The sequence below is a fragment of the Tsukamurella sp. PLM1 genome, assembly GCF_023168325.1.
GTDB lineage: Bacteria > Actinomycetota > Actinomycetes > Mycobacteriales > Mycobacteriaceae > Tsukamurella.
In genome coordinates, this window is record NZ_AP025688.1 from 875,323 (window position 1) to 890,606 (window position 15,284).

Below are 15,284 nucleotides of genomic sequence, written 5' to 3' on the forward strand. Positions count from 1 at the left end.
AATCTCACACGGCGACGGAGGTCACATGGCGAATCCGCCGTCGGTGACCGCCTGCGCCGCGGTGACCGCCTGCGCCGCGGCGACCGCGGACGCCAATTCGGCGGGGCCGCGCACTGTTCGATCAGGCCAGTGCCCGACGAAGTCGTCGCCCTTGAGGGCTTGAAGGAATCCGCATGATCAGCCCACCTGGTACGTGCCCGTGGCGCTGGCCACCAGTGCGTCCGCCGTCGCGGAGTACATGTCGCAGCGCACGTGGCTGGTCCTCCGGCCGGTGGACAGGCGGTGCGCGCGTACGCGCAGGCCGTCCTCGACGAGCGGGGCGACGAAGTTGATCGACAGCGATGCGGTCACACCGCGGAGCTTGTCGGGTACCGGGCGTCCGGCCCAAGCGGCGACCATCACGCCGATGTCGGCGGCCGCCGCGATCACCCCGCCGTGCATCATCGTCCCGACCGTCGTCAGGTCGGGCCGGTAGGGCACGAGGAGGGTGGCGGCACCGTCGGAGATCTCCTCCAACCGGACGCCGAGGAGTGCGACGAACGGCGACGCGGGCACGAACTGCCGCATGATCGCGGAGCCGTCCGCGGCGCCGTCGTCGAGTTGATCGGGCGAGATGGTCATGAGTATTCTCCTAGTTCAACTATGAAAACGAAGTTCGACTATGATAGTCGCATGGAATCGTTGCTGGCGGAACCCTCGGACCGGCGTCGTCGCCGCACCCGCGCCGCCCTGCTGGATGCGGCGCACGTGTTGTTCGCGGGCCCCGGTGGCTACCGCGGCACCTCGGTGGACCAGCTGGCCGCACACGCCGATGTGGCACTGACCAGCATCTACTCGAACTTCCCGGGTGGGAAGGCGGACCTGTACGCGGTGCTGGCCTGCCGGGTGGGGAGCGAACACGTCGCCGCGATGGAGGCTGCGGTCTCGGGCGCAGCGGGAGCCGAGGCCGCGCGCAGGGCCTTCGACGAGTACCTCGACTTCCATCATCGCGAGCCGATCGCGTTCCGCCTCCTCGGGCTCACCGACGTGCACGGTGAGGACTCCGACACGGTGCGCGCCGCCCGGGTGGAGGTGCGCGGCTACCTCGCGCGGGCGCTGGACGCGGTGATCGCGGCGGTCGGGGAGCCCGCCGATGCGGCCCGCGCCGAGGTGATCCAGTGCTGGGCCGGGATCAACGGGCTCCTCGCGCTCTCCGCGCGCGGCCTGATCGGGCCGGCCGAGGCGAATGACCTCATCGACGAGGTCCGGAGCCGGTGCGCGGCACGTCTCGCCGCGGCGGAGTGAAACCGCGGTCGTTCAGCCACGGATGGCGCAGGAGACCAACCGCAGTTTCGCGCGCGGCCCATGAGCTCAGTCGGCGGCGGCGACCAGCGGCTCGAGAGTGAGCGACGGGTGCTCCTTCTCGATGTACTGCAGCCGCCACTTGTCCGAGAACAGGGCCAGCAGCGCACCGTCGTTGCGCTCGAAGACCTCGACGCCGCGCTGTCGGTTCAGCTCGTCCGCACTGGAGGAGTCCGTGCGCCGCGCCACCGAGTAGCCCAGATGCTCGACCTGCACGTCGACGTTGAACTCCGTCTTCATGCGGGCGACGACGACCTCGAACTGCATGGGGCCGACTGCGGCCATCACGGGCGAGGCGTCGCCGCGGACGTCGTTGCGCAGCAACTGCACCACGCCCTCGGTGCCCAACTGTTCGATGCCCTTGCGGAACTGCTTGTACTTGCCGGCGGAGTCCGCACGGACCACCGCGAAGTGCTCCGGCGCGAAGGAGGGGATCGGCGGGAACTGGACCTTGGCACCGTCGTACAGGGTGTCGCCGGGGGCGAGCGCATTGGCGTTGACGAGGCCCACCACGTCGCCGGGGTAGGCGGTCTCGACGGTCTCGCGGTCGCGTCCGACCACCGTCATCGCGTACTTCGTGGCGAAGGGCTTGCCGGTCTGCGCGTGCTGGACCACCATGCCGCGCTCGAACTCGCCGGAGACGATCCGCATGAACGCCAGCCGATCCCGGTGCGCGGAGTCCATGCCCGCCTGCACCTTGAACACCACGGCGCTGAACGGATCGCCCACCTCCCGCTCGACGCCCTCGACGGATTCACGGGCGTGCGGTGCGGGGGCCAGCTCGACCAAAGCCTCCAACAGTTGCCGCACACCGAAATTGAGGATCGCCGAGGTGAAGATCACCGGGGAGGTCTGGCCCGCCAGGAACAGCTCCTGATCGTGGCTCTGCCCCATCTCGGTCATGAGCTCGGTCTCCTCGACCGCCTCGGTCCACACGTCGCCCTCGCGCTCCAGTGCGGCGTCCGTCGAAAGATGTTCCTCGGGAGCGATCTTCGCGCCGCCCGCAGTCCGCGTGAAGTGCACGTACTCGTCCTTGCGGACGTCGCGCAGGCCGCGGAAGTCGCCCGCGATGCCCACGGGCCAGAACAGGGAGTGGGCGTCAGCCCGATCCGCTCGGTGATCTCGTCGAGCAGCTCCAGGGGCGTGCGGCCGGGCCGGTCCCACTTGTTGATCACCGTGATGACGGGGATGCCGCGGTGCCGGCACACCTGGAACAGCTTGAGGGTCTGGGGCTCCAGGCCCTTCGCGGCGTCGATCAGCATGACCGCGGCGTCCACCGCGGTGAGCACGCGATAGGTGTCCTCGGAGAAGTCCGCGTGGCCGGGGGTATCGACCAGGTTGATCACCGACGGTTCCGCGTCCTCCGGCGCGCCGGGCGAGGTGTAGTTGAACTGCAGCGCCGTCGAACTCACGGAGATGCCGCGCGCCTTCTCCATCTCCATCCAGTCGGAGACGGTGGACTTGCGACCGGCCTTGCCGTGGATCGCGCCGGCCTCGTTGATGACCCGGGCGTGCAGGGCCAGCGCCTCCGTCATCGTCGACTTACCCGCGTCGGGGTGGCTGATGATGGCGAACGTACGGCGGCGGGCGACCTCGTCGGCAATGGAACTCACGACGAACGAGTTTACGCTGGTCCCCGCCGCGGCCCGAACCGCAGGACCGCTGCGCTGTGCGGTGCCGGGTGACGTGACTCGAGCGTCGCCTGGAAGTCCGCAGCGCCGAACGGGAGCCGGGGCGCACCGTCGAACCCGGGAACGCGGGCAGGCCTACCAGGCGTGCACGGTGTTCTGCGTGGCCTCGAGGTCGAGGTCGCGGGTGATCAGCAGCTCGACGGCATCGGCGGCGTTGGTCACCAGGAGTGGGACCTCGGACTGCTCGGCCTTCGCGAACGGCTTGAGCACGTAGTCGGCGGGGTCCTGGCGCCCGGGCGGGCGGCCGATTCCGGCGCGGACGCGCAGGTAGTCCTTGGTGCCGAGGTGCTGGCTGAGCGAGCGCAGGCCGTTGTGGCCGCCCTCGCCGCCGCCGCGCTTGAGGCGGACGAGCCCGAAGTCGATGTCGAGCTCGTCGTGCACGGCGATCACGTCGGTGGGGGCCACCGAGTAGAACCGCGCCAGCGCCCCCACGGGCTCGCCGGAGAGGTTCATGAAGGATTGCGGCTTCGCGAGGTACACCTGGCGGCCGGCGAGCCGCGCGCCCGCGACCTCCGCCCCCGACTTCTTGTGTCGGGAGAAGGAGGTGCGGGCGCGCGACGCGAGCTCGTCGACCACGTGGAAGCCGATGTTGTGGCGGGTTGCGGCGTACTTCTCGCCGGGGTTACCCAGCCCCACGACGATCAGCGGCCGGTCCGACATGGTTACTCCGCGGCCTCGGCGGCGTCGTCCTCGGTCTCGTCCTCGGACTGCGTGGCGGCGATCTCGGTGACGTTGATGACCAGAGCCTCGGCGTCGGTGATCACGGTGACGCCGGCAGGGACCTCGAGCTGGCCCGCGGTGACCTGCGTGCCGGCCTCGTAGTTGTGGACGTTGATGACGATGTTCTCGGGGATGCTCAGCGCGTCGGCCTCGATCTCGACCTCGTTGAGGTCCTGCGCCACCTGGGTGCCGCCGGCGGGCTCGCCCTCGACGATGACGGGCACGGAGACGGTGACCTTCTCGCCCTTCTTGATCACGAGGAGGTCGGTGTGCTCGATGTAGTTGCGCAGCGGGTGCACCACGACCTGCTTGGTCAGCGCGAGCTGCTCCTTGCCGTCGATGTCCAGGTTCAGCACGGCGTTGGTGCCGTCCTTGCGCAGGATGGCCGCGAAGTCGCGGGCCACGACGGTGAAGTGCTGGGGCTCGGTGCCGTGGCCGTACAGGACCACGGGGACGAGGCCGTCGCGGCGGGCGCGGCGCGCGGCGCCCTTGCCGAACTCGGTACGGACGGTGGCGACGAGCTTGTTGGTGTCGGACATGATGCTCCTACGTGCGGTTTCTTCGGCCCCGGCGCTACCGAGGCGGTCCGCACCGCATCACGCGGGCTCCGCGGGACGAAGTGCCGTTCGCGTCGATCACGGCGGCCCGGGCCGCCCTCGCCGAGAAGGTCGCCGCACAGTCTAGCGAACGCGCCGCTCAGGAGCGAAATCGAAGTTTCGCCAACGCGTCATGTCCAGTTCGCGCGGGCGCCACGCCACATCGGCACCATCGACCTCGTGAACAACTCCCCGCTGTGGTCGCCGCAGGACGTCGCCGAGCGCTTCGTCGACGCGCTGGGCAGCGGCGACTACGAGATCGCCGAGCAACTGCTCGCCAAGGGCGTCGAGTACCGGCGCACTGGTGGGCGACCGCTGAAGGGACGTGCGGCCGTCGCCCGGCACTTCCGCTGGCACGCCCGCACCCGGGTGGCGATGCAGGCCGTTCTGCTGTCCTCCGAGCAGGTCGGGAGGGCCGCGGTCACCGAACGCGTCACCGCCCTCGTCTACGGCCCGCTGCGGATCCAGTTCCAGGTCCGTGGCCGGTTCGAGGTGGAATGCGGCCGGATCGTGGCCTGGCGCGACGAGGTGGAACCGGTCGCCGTGCTCCGCGCTGCCGCTCGCGCGGTCGCCGGCGTCGTCTACGCGCCCGCGCGGCCGACCTTTCCTCGCGCGGCGATCTGAGCTCCGGTTCCCGCGCCGACCCTGCGGGGAAGCAGCGCGCACCCTCCCGGCGTTGCACCGGGCATGACGAATCTGGGCAGGTTGGGAATCTGGCGGGGCGCGACGCAGGCCGACGATGCGTTCGCCACGCGGGCCGAGGCCTTGGGCTACGGCACGCTGTGGCTGGGCGGATCTCCCGGGGGCGATCTCGCCGTCGTCGATGAACTGCTCGGCGCGACGACCGGCCTCGTGGTCGCGACGGGCATCCTCAACATCTGGCAGGACGATGCGCGCTCCGCGGCGAGGGCTTACCGTCGCATCGAGGAGGCGCACCCCGGCCGGTTCGTGCTCGGCATCGGCGCCGGCCACCGCGAGGCCACCGCCGACTACCGCACGCCCTACCGGGCGCTCGTCGACTACCTGGACGTCCTCGCCGCCGAGGGGGTGCCGAAGGAGCAGACGGTGCTCGCCGCGCTCGGCCCTAAGGTGCTGCGCCTGGCAGCCGACCGCACGGCCGGCGCCCACCCGTATCTGACCACCCCCGAGCACACCCGCCGGGCGCGCGAGATCCTGGGCGCCGGAGTGCTTCTCGCGCCCGAGCAGAAGGTGGTGCTCGACGAGGACTCCGCCCGAGGTCGCGCGATCGGCCGCAAGACGGTGAATTTCTACCTGGGCTTGCAGAACTACGTCGCCAACCTGCGGCGCCTCGGGTTCGACGACGCCGACGTCGAGAAGCCCGGCAGCGACCGGCTGGTCGACGTGCTGGCCGTGCACGGCGACGGCGACGCCATCGCCGCGGGCGTGCGCGCGCACCTCGACGCCGGCGCCGACCACGTCGCCGTGCAGGCGCTCGGCGACGACCCGTGGCCCGCGCTGGAGGCCATCGCGCAGCGGGTTCGGTGACCGTACGGCACGATGGTGCCGTGGATCTGAAAGCCGAAGCCGCCGCCAACCTCGCCGACTTCACGAAGGAGTCGTTCACCGACGCCGGCGTGACCCACGACCTCTACCGGAAGGGCGCGGGCCCTGCGGTGATCGTCATCGCCGAGATCCCGGGCATCACCCCGAAGGTGCTCGATTTCGCGCGCACGCTCGTGGACGCGGGCTTCACCGCGGTCCTGCCGCACCTGTTCGGCGTCCCCGGCCTGGACGCGGGGAATCCGAAGAAGGTCGGCGTGCAGGGGATGGCGATGGCCGGCGCGTCGCTCGCGCCGCTGTGCGTGAGCAAGGAGTTCACCATCCTCGCGGTAGGCAAGTCGTCGCCCGTGGTGACGTGGCTGCGCGCGCTCGCCCGGCAGGAGCACCAGCGCTGCGGCGGCAAGGGCGTCGGCGCAGTCGGGATGTGCCTCACGGGAGGGTTCGCGCTCGGCATGGCGGTCGACGACGTGCTGCTCGCGCCGGTGCTCAGCCAGCCCTCGATGCCGTTGGGCATCACGGCGAGCCGGCGCCGCACCATCGACATCTCGCCGCAGGACCTGGACACCGTGAAGGTGCGCTGCGCCAAGCAGGGGCTGAAGGTGATGGGGCTGCGGTTCAAGAGCGACAAGCTGGTGCCCGACGAGCGGTTCGCCTTCCTCCGTGAGCAGCTCGGCGACGCCTTCGTCGCCGTCGAGCTCGACGACGACGCCGCGAACCCCGACGCGCTGCTCACCCCGCACTCCGTCCTCACTGAGCACCTCATCGACGAGCCGGGCCAGCCCACGCGCCAGGCGCTGGACGACGTCGTCCAACTGATGCGCGACACGCTGCGGTAGCCGCCGAGCGGGGCTAGGAGAGGCCCTCCTCCTCGGCGAGGGTTCCCTCGCCGTCGCCGGTGAGTTCCTCGCCGATGGCCTCGCGGGCCTCGGCCTGCGCCTCGGCCGCTTCATCGGCGGCCTCGGCGGGAGTCTCCGCCAGCGAGGCCAGGTCGTCGTTGTCGTCGCTCATTCCAGGCGCTCCTGTTCCTCGCGCTCGAGGCGATCGCGCTCCTCCTGCTTGCGCTTCTCCTCGTGTTCGATCGCTTCTTCTCTGGCGTTCTTGTCGCTCATGCGTTCTCCTTCTCCGTGTCGTTCGTCTCGTCGCCGTCGGTGCCGGCGGGCAGGCTGCCCTCGGAAACGGCACCGTCGGCCTTCTCCTCCACCACCGACAGCACCAGTCCGTCGTCGTCGGCGTCGACGCGCACGGTGTCGCCGGACCCGAGGTCGCCCTTGAGTAACAGCGACGAGAGCCGGTTGTCGAGCTCCTTCTGCACCGTGCGGCGCAGCGGGCGCGCGCCGAACTCGGGCTGGAAGCCCTCGTCAGCGAGCCAGTCCTCTGCCTTCGCGGTCACGTCCAGTTCCACGTCCTGCGCCCGCAGCAGTCGGCGGGTGTCGTTCAGGATCAGCTCCACGATGCTGCGGATCTGCTCCTTGTCGAGCCGGTGGAACACCACGGTGTCGTCGATACGGTTGAGGAACTCGGGCCGGAAGTGGCTGTGCAGCCGCTCCTTGACCTGATCGATCACCGCGTCCGTCAGCTCACCGTCGGGTGCGGTGAGGATGATGTCCGAGCCGATGTTCGAGGTGAGGATCACGATCGTGTTCTTGAAATCGACGGTCCGCCCCTGGGCGTCGGTCACCCGGCCGTCGTCGAGGAGCTGCAGCAGGATATTGAACACGTCCGGGTGCGCCTTCTCGATCTCATCGAAGAGGATCACCGAGTACGGTTGCCGGCGCACCTTGTCGGTCAGCTGGCCCGCCTCGTCGTAGCCCACGTAGCCGGGAGGCGCGCCCACGAGCCGCGACACCGTGTGCTTCTCCTGGAACTCGCTCATGTCGAAGCGGATGAGGCGGTCCTCGTCGCCGAACACGGAGGCCGCCAACGACTTCGCGAGCTCGGTCTTGCCGACGCCGGTGGGACCGAGGAACAGGAACGAACCGATCGGCCGGCTCGGATCCTTGAGCCCGGCGCGGGCGCGCCGCACCGCCTCGGACACGGCCAGAACGGCCTCGTCCTGCCCGACGACGCGGCGGTGCAGGTCGTCCTCGAGCCGCAGCAGCTTCTCCTTCTCCTCGCTGGTGAGGTCGGCGACCGGGATGCCGGTGCGCCGGGAGACGACCTCGGCGATGTCCGTGACCGTCACATCGGGGCCGTGCTCCGCGCCGCCCTCGATGTTCTTGAGCCGATCCTCGGCCTCCGAGATCTTGATCTTGAGCTCGTTCGCCGCCTGGTAGTCCTCGGCCTCGACGGCGCTGTCCTTCTCGCGGTTCAGCCGCGCCAGCTCGTCCTCGACCGTTCGCGTTCCTTGGTCGGACGTCTTGGTGCGCAGTCGGACCCGCGCGCCGGCCTGGTCGATCAGGTCGATCGCCTTGTCCGGCATGAACCGGTCGGTGATGTAGCGATCGGACAGTTCGGCGGCAGCCACCAGGGCGGCGTCCTCGTAGTGCACCTGGTGGTGCTCCTCGTACACGTCGATCAGCCCGCGAAGGATCTCGATGGTGTCGTCCACGGTGGGCTCGCTCACCATCACCGGCTGGAACCTGCGCTCGAGGGCGGCGTCCTTCTCGATGTACTTGCGGTACTCGTCGATCGTGGTGGCGCCGATCGCATGCAACTCGCCCCGAGCCAGCGCCGGCTTGAGCATGTTCCCCGCATCCATCGACCCCTCGCCGCCGCCGCCCGCGCCGATGATCGTGTGCAGCTCGTCGATGAACACCACCAGCTCGTCGGAGTGCTCGCGCACCTCGTCGAGCACCTTGGTCAGCCGTTCCTCGAACTCACCGCGATACTTGCTGCCCGCCACCATCGAACTCACGTCGAGTGCGATCACCCGCCGGTCGGCGAGGGTCTTCGGGACGTCGTCGTTGACGATGCGCTGCGCCAGGCCCTCGACGATCGCCGTCTTGCCGACGCCCGGGTCGCCGATGAGCACCGGGTTGTTCTTGCGGCGACGGGAGAGGATCTCGATGGTCTGCTCGATCTCCTCGGCGCGGCCGACCACGGGGTCGACCTTGCCGGCGCGGGCCTCGGCGGTCAGGTCACGGCCGTACTCGTCGAGAGTCGGCGTGGTGCTCTCCTGCGGTGCCGCCGCCCCCGCGGTGCCGGCGCGGCCCGGCTGGCCGGGCTTGCCCGGCAACGTCCGGCCGGCGATTCCGCCGCCCGAGAGCGACTGCGCCGCCACGGTATCGGGGTTGTCCGCGATACCGAGCAGGATGTGCTCCGGCCCCACGTACGACTGGCCGTTCTGCGCGGCATGCTGCTGCGCCACCCGCAGTGCCCGCCGCGAGGCCGGGGAGAGCGACGGTGCGCCGTCCATCCCGGCCGGGTTCGCGCTCGCCTGCGCGGCGGCCTGCATCGACGCCGCGACCTTGTCGGGGTCGAGTTTGAGGCGTGCGATCACGTCCCGCGTCGGCTCGTTCATCGCCGCCGCGTACAGGAGGTGTTCGGGCGTGATCTCGGGGTTGTCCCAGTCGGACGCCGCGATCTGCGCCTCGGCGAGGAGATTCTTCGCCGAGTCGTTGAGCAGCCGGTTCAGGTCCACGCGCTGCACGGCGGGACGGGCCATCGAGTCGCCGAAGAACCGCTGGAAGATGTCGTCGAAAACGCCGTCGATGTCGCTCATGTACTGGTCCGTTCGTAGCGGGGGCGGTTGGTGGATCAGGCGGTCAGCGAAACGGCCGCCTCGGGGGTGTAGGCGAGGAACGTGAACGTCTCCTGCAGGTACAGCTGCACGGTGTCGGCGTCGTGGGAGAGGTAGCCGATCTCCACGTCGCTGCCGAGGCGCAGGTCGAAATCGCCGCCGCGGGTGGTGAGGACGAATGCGCCGTCGATCGCGGGTGCCCAGATGATCTCGCCGTCCACGAGGCGCCGTAGCTGCTCGCGCACCGGGTAGCCGTGGTCGGAGGTCTCGCTGACCTTGGTGTACGAGTCCGCCGACAGGAGCACCGAGTACGGCCCGTCGACACCCGCCAGGCGCAGGTCCGACAGCGCCTGGGAGACCACGTCGGGGATATCCCGGGGGTCGTCGGGGAGTTTGAGATCGCCCCCGAGGCGGTGTTGCGGATCCCGGGGATGGACGCAGCGGGGTAGCCCTCGAAGACGGCGCGGTCCTCGGCGAACGCGAGCTTCTGCGCGGCATCCTTGACGGGGTCCCAGTCCGCGTCCTGCGCACCGCGCTCGACGGAGTCGATCGCCTTGCGGCTCAGGGTGAACGGCACGCGCAGGCGGACCAGTGGACGGCTGTCGCGCAGGTGCGCCTGCACGCCGTCGGCGGGACCGGATACGCCCACGAGGTGCCCGGTGCCCACCGCGGCGGCGGTCGGGCCGGCGGGCTCGGCCACGTCCACCACGCGGCGGCCCGCGATATTGCGCTTGAAGGTGCGGGTGGCTTCGGTCTCGATCTCGGTCCACGCCTCCGTGGTGACGGGAGCGAGGTCGCGGTACAGGTTGTTCATCGGGGACTTCCTTTCAGGCTGCCGATGGCGAGCGAGCCGTCCGGGACGGACGGTTCCGGTGCGGGTTCAGCGGCGGGCTCCGCCGCGAACGGGGGAGGATCGTCGAGCAGCCCCGCGGGCGGGGTGAAGAACAGGCATCCGGTGTGCGCGGTCGAGTAGTCGAGGATCCGATCGGTGTTGCCGGGCGGGTCGCCCAGGAACATGTTGCGCAGCAGCCGTTCCGTGACCTTCGGATCGCGGGAGTAGCCGATGAAGTACGTGCCGAACTCGCCCTTGCCGACCTCGCCGAAGGGCATGTTCTGCCGGACGATCTTCAGTTCGTTGCCCGCGTCGTCGGTGATCACGTTCAGTGCGATGTGCGCGTTCGCGGGCTTGACGTCGTCGTCCATCTCGATGTCCTCGAGCTTGGACCGGCCGATCACCCTCTCCTGCTCCTCCACGGACAGGGCGCGCCACGCGGCCATGTCGTGCAGGTACTTCTGGACGTGCACGTAACTCCCGCCGGCGAAGGCCGGGTCCTCGGTTCCGATCTCGGTGGAGCGCACCGCGAGATCACCCGACGGGTTCTCCGTGCCGTCCGCGAAACCCAGCAGGTCACGGTTGTCGAAGAACCGGAACCCGTGCACCTCGTCGATGACCCGCACGGCATCACCGAACGCGTCGAGGGTACGGGCCGCGAGCTCGAAGCACATGTCCAGCGACTCCGCCTTGATGTGCAGCAGCAGATCGCCCGGAGTGGACGGCGCGGTGCCGCGGACCATCGAGCTCGACGAACGGGTGCAGCCCCGCGGGCTTGGGCCCGGCGAACAGCCGGTCCCAGGCTTCGGACCCGATGGAGGTGATGAGGGTGAGCCGTTTGTCGGGGTAGCGGAACCCGACGGAGCGGACGAGCGCGGAGAGGTCGCCGAGCGTGTCGTGGACCCGTTCTTCGCCACCGCGCTCGATCGTGGCGACGACGAACATCGCCGCACTCGACAAGGGGGTGAGGACTTCTTGAGGTTGCGCCACGTTTCTCACCCTAATCCCGTGCGTGCGATGATGCCGGGGTAAACGCGGGCCCCGTCCGACCCCGGGCGACGGTCCGGCCGTGATACCCGAGGGAGTGGACATGATCTGGATCGTGGCGGCGGTACTTCTGGTCGCGGTGCTCGTGGGCCTGTTCTTCGCGTGCGCGGTATCCACACCCCGGCGCCCGGCCTCGGACGCGACGTACACCACCAACGCGTACATCGCGGCGGGCGCGGTCACCGGATCCGCTCTGCTCGCGGTGGCCGGCGTGATCCTTGTGGCCACTGCGTAGGCGGATCCCCGGGTGGGACCTCGTACCACCCGTATTCCGGCCCGACCTCGCCGACGGCGGCCACGCGCTGCGGGTGGCGATCGCTCTGCTCGTTCCGGGTGTCCTGCTGATCATGTGGGGCCGTCCTGAGTTGTTGGTGTACGCGGAGTTCGGGGCGTTCGCGGGCATGTACGGCCGCGGCGAGACGGGGCGGCCGCGGATCGTCCACCAGGTCCAGGCCGGCGGCCTGCTGACCGCGGGCGAGGCCCTCGGCATCACGCTCGCCGTGACCGAATCGCCGCCGTGGGTGCTCGTGCTGGTGGGGGTGGCGTTCGCGACGGTCGCCTCCGTCCTCGCCGACGCGGTGCGGCTGCGCCCGGCGGGGCCGTTCTTCTTCCTGTTCGCGCTCGGGGCGACCGCCACGCTGCCCGCCGATCTGGCGCCGCCCGGCCAGGCGCTCGCGATCTGTGTCGCGACGGTGGCGTTCGCCGTCCTGGTCGGATCGATCGGCCGCCCCGACCCGCTGCGCGGCCGGCCCTGGTGGGACGGCATCGCGATGGTCGTCCGCCGGCCGGCGCCGGGCGTCGGCATCCACGCCGTGCGGTACGCGCTCGCCGTCGGGACCGCGGGAGGGGTGGGCGTCGCGCTCGGCGTCGACCACGCGAACTGGGCGATGGCGGCGGCCGCGGTACCGCTCGCGGTGATCGACTCCGGCGACCGTCGGAGGTCGAGGCCTCGGTGGTGCTGACCCGGGCGGCGCACCGCACCGTCGGCACGGTCATAGGGCTGGCGCTGACCGCCGTGCTGCTCGCGATCGACCCCGGCCCCACCGCGCTCGCGCTGGTGGCGATCGCTTTGCTGTTCCCGACGGAACTGTACATGGCCCGGCACTACGCCATCGCCATCGGCTTCTTCACCCCGTTGATCCTGCTGCTCACCGAGCTGGCGGACCCGTCCGATCCGTGGCGGATGCTGCTCTACCGCGGCGTGGACACCGTGATCGGCGTGGTCGTCGGCGTGGCCGTCGCGCTCCTGGTGCGCAGCCCGGCCGAGCGGCGCCGCTGAAGCGCCGCGCGTGCCGGGACCGCGCACCGTCGGCGATCAGACGTGCGCGCCCGGGCTGGCGGAGCCGTCGGAGGTGTACGAGCTCGCACCCACGCCCGCCAGCGCGCCGCCGTCCACGATGAGGTACTCGTCGCGGATCGGCGAACCGGCGAAGAAGTCCTCGAGGATCTCGCGGGTGCCCGCCGCGTACCGGGCCTGCGCGGAGAGCGTCGTTCCGGAGACGTGCGGCGTCATCGCGTGGTGCGGCATGGTGCGCCACGGGTGATCGACGGCCGGCGGCTGCGGGAACCAGACGTCGCCCGCGTAGCCCGCGAGCCGGCCGGATTCGAGCGCGGCCACGATGTCGTCCCGGACCACGATCTCGGCGCGCGCGGTGTTGACGATGTAGGAGCCGCGGCGCATCGTGGCCAGGAGGTCGGCGTCGAACATGTGGTAGGTCTTCGGGTGCAGCGGGGCGTGGATGTCGACAACGTCCACCGAGCGCACCAGCGACTCCACCGAGTCGTGGTATGTCAGGTTCAGCTCCTGCTCGACCTCCAGCGGCAGGCGCCGGGTGTCGAAGTAGTGCAGCCGCACGCCGAACGGGGCGAGACGGCGCATCACAGCCTGGCCGATGCGGCCGGCGGCGATGATGCCGACGTCCATGCCCTCGAGGTCGTAGGCGCGCTCCACGCAGTCGGCGATGTTCCAGCCGCCCTCGATGACCCACTTGTACGAGGGGACGAAATTGCGCACCAGCGTGAGGATCTGCATCACGGCGTGCTCGGCGACGCTGATCGAGTTGCTGTAGGTGACCTCGGCGACGGTGACGCCGGCCTTGATCGCGGCGTCCAGATCCACGTGGTCCGAACCGATCCCGGCAGTGAGCGCGAGCTTGAGGTTGGGCGCCTTGGCGATCCGTTCGGCCGAGAGGTAGGCGGGCCAGAAGGGCTGGGAGATCACCACTTCGGCGTCGGCGAGGTGCCGCTCGAACTCCTCGCCCTCCTTGTCGGACGTGACGATCAGTTCGTGGCCGGCGGCCTCCAGGTACTTCCGCAGGCCCAGCTCGCCGGACACGCAGCCGAGCAGTTCCCCGGGCGTGAAGTCGATGTCCTCAGGAGAGGGAATGGTCTGGCCGCCGGGGTACGCCTCGATCAGCGGGATGGAGTCGCGGGCGTACTCGGGCGGGTAGCCCGTCACCGGGTCGGGGTACAGTACACACAGGATCTTCGCCATTATCGCTCCTTGAATCGGAGAGGGGCAGAACCGATTTCGTCCCTCTGCCTCTACTGTCCCGCCGATCGGGGTGTGGCGTCCAATACGTCTCTCCGCTCGCCCGATAGGCGGCGCCGATCAGGCCTGGCGGGCGCTCTCGGCGAAGGCGCGGGCGAGCACCGACTCGGGTTCGCCGGCGTGCCGTACCAGGGCGACGGGGGAGGTGAGGACAGGGCGCCCGGAGGACACCTCGAGGTCGATCACCCGGGTGCCCGACGGTGCGCGGTACGTCGCGATCCACGCCCGGGGCACGATGGTGGCCCAGCGCCCCGCACCCACCATGGCGAGCAGCGTCGCGACCGAATCGGATTCGAGGCGCGGCGACAGCCGTACGTTGTGCGCCTCCGCGGCCGCGTCGATCAGGTCCCGTCCGTGCATCCCCTTGTGCAGCAGGCACATCGGCAGCTGCGCGGCGTCATTCCAGGCGAGCGGTTCGTCGCCCTCCCTGAGCAGGTCCGCCCGCGCGACGAGCGCGAGGCGATCCGGGTACAGGGGTGTCACGGTGAGGCCGGCGACGTCGACGCCGTCGGAGTAGACGATGCCCGCGTCGAGTTCGAACCGGTGGAGGCGTTCCACGATCTCCGCGGACCGCAGACCCGCCCACAGACGAACCCGGACCAGCGGATGCGCGGTGCAGAACGGGTCGGCGAGCACTGCGGCCGAGGTAGCGGCCGCCGGGATCACGCCGATCGTGAGCTCGCCCGTCAGGCCCGTGCGCAGCGCGGTCACCTCGTGTTCCAGCGCGTCCCGGTCGGCCAGGATCCGGCGCGCCCACGGCACCAGTCGCTCACCCTCGGGTGTGAGCCCCTCGAACGACGAGCCCCGCAGCACCAGTGGAACTTTCAGCTCTTTCTCGAGCTTGCGGATCGCCTCCGACAGAGCGGGCTGCGAGACGTAGCAGGAGCTCGCCGCCCGCGCGAAGTGCCGCTCCCGCGCGAGCGCGACGAAATACTCCAGCTGGCGGAACAGCATCGCGGGCTACAGGATCTCGTCGATCGCCTCGGTCGGGCGGGCCATGCGGGTGCCCTTGGGGGTGACCACGAAGGGACGCTCGATGAGCTTGGGGTGCGCGACCATCGCGTCGAGCAGCTCGTCGTCGGTGGCGTCGGCGAGGCCGAGCTCCTTGTACTCCGCCTCGCGGGTGCGCACCGCCTGGCGGACGGTGAGCCCGGCATCGTCGATCAGCTGCTGGAGCTGCGCGCGGGTCGGCGTCTCGTCGAGGTAGTTGACCACCGTCACCGTCGCCCCGGCGTCCTGCAGGCGGGCGAGCGCCTGGCGGGACTTGGAGCAGCGGGTGTTGTGGTAGATCGTCGCGTCCATGGCC

The 15,284-nt window shown here is 70.2% G+C and carries 15 protein-coding genes and 3 pseudogenes; 7 read left to right on the forward strand and 11 right to left on the reverse strand.

What is annotated here, in order from left to right; genetic code table 11:
* Window positions 1–177 precede the first annotated feature (177 nt).
* Window positions 178–621, reverse strand: a complete 444-nt coding sequence (locus tag MTP03_RS04640; protein WP_248490923.1) for a PaaI family thioesterase — start codon at window positions 619–621, stop codon at window positions 178–180.
* A 51-nt stretch (window positions 622–672) separates the two neighbouring features.
* On the opposite strand from MTP03_RS04640, the gene MTP03_RS04645 reads away from it, so the two are divergent.
* Complete coding sequence (locus tag MTP03_RS04645) at window positions 673–1,284, forward strand: TetR/AcrR family transcriptional regulator (protein ID WP_248490924.1); 612 nt, start codon at window positions 673–675, stop codon at window positions 1,282–1,284.
* A gap of 66 nt (window positions 1,285–1,350) precedes the next feature.
* Here the strand turns inward: MTP03_RS04645 and MTP03_RS04650 are convergent.
* From MTP03_RS04650 to MTP03_RS04660, 3 genes and pseudogenes are all read right to left on the reverse strand, one after another.
* A pseudogene (locus MTP03_RS04650) lies at window positions 1,351–2,876 on the reverse strand (peptide chain release factor 3).
* Window positions 2,877–3,107: 231 nt separating this feature from the next.
* Window positions 3,108–3,692: an aminoacyl-tRNA hydrolase gene (pth, locus tag MTP03_RS04655; RefSeq protein ID WP_248490925.1), complete on the reverse strand. Its 585-nt coding sequence runs from the start codon at window positions 3,690–3,692 to the stop codon at window positions 3,108–3,110.
* A gap of 2 nt (window positions 3,693–3,694) precedes the next feature.
* On the reverse strand, window positions 3,695–4,291 hold the full coding sequence (locus MTP03_RS04660; RefSeq protein ID WP_248490926.1) for a 50S ribosomal protein L25/general stress protein Ctc: 597 nt from the start codon (window positions 4,289–4,291) through the stop codon (window positions 3,695–3,697).
* Window positions 4,292–4,528: 237 nt separating this feature from the next.
* Between MTP03_RS04660 and MTP03_RS04665 the strand changes: the two genes are divergently transcribed.
* The 3 genes from MTP03_RS04665 (at window position 4,529) to MTP03_RS04675 (ending at window position 6,705) form a co-directional block, all read left to right on the forward strand.
* Entirely contained in the window at window positions 4,529–4,972 is a 444-nt protein-coding gene (locus MTP03_RS04665) for a limonene-1,2-epoxide hydrolase family protein (RefSeq protein WP_248490927.1), read from the forward strand.
* A 63-nt stretch (window positions 4,973–5,035) separates the two neighbouring features.
* Window positions 5,036–5,854 (forward strand): LLM class F420-dependent oxidoreductase, encoded by an 819-nt coding sequence (locus tag MTP03_RS04670; protein WP_248490928.1) that lies wholly within the window; start codon window positions 5,036–5,038, stop codon window positions 5,852–5,854.
* A 20-nt stretch (window positions 5,855–5,874) separates the two neighbouring features.
* Window positions 5,875–6,705, forward strand: a complete 831-nt coding sequence (locus MTP03_RS04675; protein WP_248490929.1) for a dienelactone hydrolase family protein — start codon at window positions 5,875–5,877, stop codon at window positions 6,703–6,705.
* A gap of 13 nt (window positions 6,706–6,718) precedes the next feature.
* On the opposite strand, the gene MTP03_RS04680 is transcribed toward MTP03_RS04675, so the two are convergent.
* The 4 genes and pseudogenes from MTP03_RS04680 to MTP03_RS04695 form a co-directional block, all read right to left on the reverse strand.
* Window positions 6,719–6,877 (reverse strand): hypothetical protein, encoded by a 159-nt coding sequence (locus tag MTP03_RS04680; RefSeq protein WP_248490930.1) that lies wholly within the window; start codon window positions 6,875–6,877, stop codon window positions 6,719–6,721.
* A 97-nt stretch (window positions 6,878–6,974) separates the two neighbouring features.
* The gene (locus MTP03_RS04685) at window positions 6,975–9,530 is read right to left on the reverse strand and encodes an ATP-dependent Clp protease ATP-binding subunit (protein WP_248490931.1); all 2,556 of its coding nucleotides are present in this window, start codon (window positions 9,528–9,530) and stop codon (window positions 6,975–6,977) included.
* Between the two features lie 35 nt (window positions 9,531–9,565).
* Window positions 9,566–10,362 (reverse strand): annotated as a pseudogene (locus tag MTP03_RS04690) (family 1 encapsulin nanocompartment shell protein).
* Window positions 10,359–11,325: pseudogene (locus MTP03_RS04695) on the reverse strand (Dyp-type peroxidase). The pseudogenes MTP03_RS04690 and MTP03_RS04695 overlap by 4 nt, the downstream one beginning before the upstream one ends.
* Before the next feature lie 145 nt (window positions 11,326–11,470).
* Between MTP03_RS04695 and MTP03_RS04700 the strand changes: the two are divergent.
* The 3 genes from MTP03_RS04700 (at window position 11,471) to MTP03_RS04710 (ending at window position 12,706) form a co-directional block, all read left to right on the forward strand.
* A complete protein-coding gene (locus MTP03_RS04700; protein WP_248490932.1) occupies window positions 11,471–11,662 on the forward strand; it encodes a hypothetical protein in 192 nt (63 codons plus the stop codon).
* Between the two features lie 73 nt (window positions 11,663–11,735).
* Entirely contained in the window at window positions 11,736–12,389 is a 654-nt protein-coding gene (locus MTP03_RS04705; protein ID WP_248490933.1) for a hypothetical protein, read from the forward strand.
* Complete coding sequence (locus MTP03_RS04710) at window positions 12,380–12,706, forward strand: FUSC family protein (protein WP_248490934.1); 327 nt, start codon at window positions 12,380–12,382, stop codon at window positions 12,704–12,706. The genes MTP03_RS04705 and MTP03_RS04710 overlap by 10 nt, the downstream gene beginning before the upstream one ends.
* Before the next feature lie 36 nt (window positions 12,707–12,742).
* On the opposite strand, the gene MTP03_RS04715 is transcribed toward MTP03_RS04710, so the two are convergent.
* From MTP03_RS04715 to arsC, 3 genes are all read right to left on the reverse strand, one after another.
* A complete protein-coding gene (locus MTP03_RS04715; RefSeq protein ID WP_248490935.1) occupies window positions 12,743–13,921 on the reverse strand; it encodes an NAD-dependent formate dehydrogenase in 1,179 nt (392 codons plus the stop codon).
* Window positions 13,922–14,038: 117 nt separating this feature from the next.
* On the reverse strand, window positions 14,039–14,932 hold the full coding sequence (locus tag MTP03_RS04720; protein ID WP_248490936.1) for a LysR family transcriptional regulator: 894 nt from the start codon (window positions 14,930–14,932) through the stop codon (window positions 14,039–14,041).
* 6 nt (window positions 14,933–14,938) lie between these two features.
* Window positions 14,939–15,280, reverse strand: coding sequence for an arsenate reductase (glutaredoxin) (gene arsC / locus MTP03_RS04725; protein WP_248490937.1), 342 nt, complete (start codon window positions 15,278–15,280; stop codon window positions 14,939–14,941).
* Window positions 15,281–15,284: the final 4 nt, after the last annotated feature.

Bases quoted from the DNA above. Each gene is read 5' to 3' on its own strand.
- MTP03_RS04680 (WP_248490930.1), bottom strand. From the start codon at position 6,877: ATGAGCGACGACAACGACGACCTGGCCTCGCTGGCGGAGACTCCCGCC.
- MTP03_RS04715 (WP_248490935.1), bottom strand. From the start codon at position 13,921: ATGGCGAAGATCCTGTGTGTACTGTACCCCGACCCGGTGACGGGCTAC.
- MTP03_RS04720 (WP_248490936.1), bottom strand. From the start codon at position 14,932: ATGCTGTTCCGCCAGCTGGAGTATTTCGTCGCGCTCGCGCGGGAGCGG.
- arsC (WP_248490937.1), bottom strand. From the start codon at position 15,280: ATGGACGCGACGATCTACCACAACACCCGCTGCTCCAAGTCCCGCCAG.
- MTP03_RS04645 (WP_248490924.1), top strand. From the start codon at position 673: ATGGAATCGTTGCTGGCGGAACCCTCGGACCGGCGTCGTCGCCGCACC.
- MTP03_RS04670 (WP_248490928.1), top strand. From the start codon at position 5,036: ATGACGAATCTGGGCAGGTTGGGAATCTGGCGGGGCGCGACGCAGGCC.
- pth (WP_248490925.1), bottom strand. From the start codon at position 3,692: ATGTCGGACCGGCCGCTGATCGTCGTGGGGCTGGGTAACCCCGGCGAG.
- MTP03_RS04685 (WP_248490931.1), bottom strand. From the start codon at position 9,530: ATGAGCGACATCGACGGCGTTTTCGACGACATCTTCCAGCGGTTCTTC.
- MTP03_RS04660 (WP_248490926.1), bottom strand. From the start codon at position 4,291: ATGTCCGACACCAACAAGCTCGTCGCCACCGTCCGTACCGAGTTCGGC.
- MTP03_RS04640 (WP_248490923.1), bottom strand. From the start codon at position 621: ATGACCATCTCGCCCGATCAACTCGACGACGGCGCCGCGGACGGCTCC.
- MTP03_RS04700 (WP_248490932.1), top strand. From the start codon at position 11,471: ATGATCTGGATCGTGGCGGCGGTACTTCTGGTCGCGGTGCTCGTGGGC.